This is a genomic window from Azovibrio restrictus DSM 23866, from assembly GCF_000429665.1.
GTDB lineage: Bacteria > Pseudomonadota > Gammaproteobacteria > Burkholderiales > Rhodocyclaceae > Azovibrio > Azovibrio restrictus.
Genome location: NZ_KE386939.1, coordinates 45,680 through 46,172 on the forward strand (window position 1 = coordinate 45,680; position 493 = coordinate 46,172).

Annotated in this window: 1 protein-coding gene; it reads left to right on the top strand. The window is 61.3% G+C overall.

Annotated features, from left to right (window positions below; genetic code table 11):
* Positions 1-122 precede the first annotated feature (122 nt).
* Positions 123-493 (top strand): DUF6396 domain-containing protein (locus G474_RS22335; protein WP_211228162.1); only part of this gene is annotated, 371 nt, incomplete at its 3' end.

A 493-nucleotide genomic window follows, 5' to 3' on the forward strand; every position in this document is an offset into this window, starting at 1 on the left:
TGACGGGAGTGGACGACGAGGGCATCAAGAAAATTGGAGCTCAGATGTGGCGCTGTGCAGCCGAACAGGGGCATGGAGAAGCTGGGCTAATGTTGGGGGTCTGGCTTTCTTCTCCATGGAGAATGCGTTATTCCGAAGCCCTGCAGGCCCTGCAGTTAGGAGCCAAAGCAGGTCATTCCCGTGCGGCAGGTCGGCTGAAAGAAGGCTTTGAGGGCCCCCCTGCTTCGGATGAGATGTACTACCTGGGGCAGGCCAAAGACCCGGAGCGGGTGCGTCGTTACGCGGCCATCGACGACTTCCTGCTCAGCTACGATTACCTCGGCCCGAAGGTTCCGGAGATAGACGAGATTGTTCCGTTGCCGCCGGCACGGCTGCCGAAATGGGATGGGAGCTTCCAGTGGCTGAAGGCCCATGAAGCGAATGTTCCGCCGCCCCTGCCGAGTGAGGCGCGGATGGAGGCAATGGCGAGGGCCAAGGGGCTGGACCCGGAAAC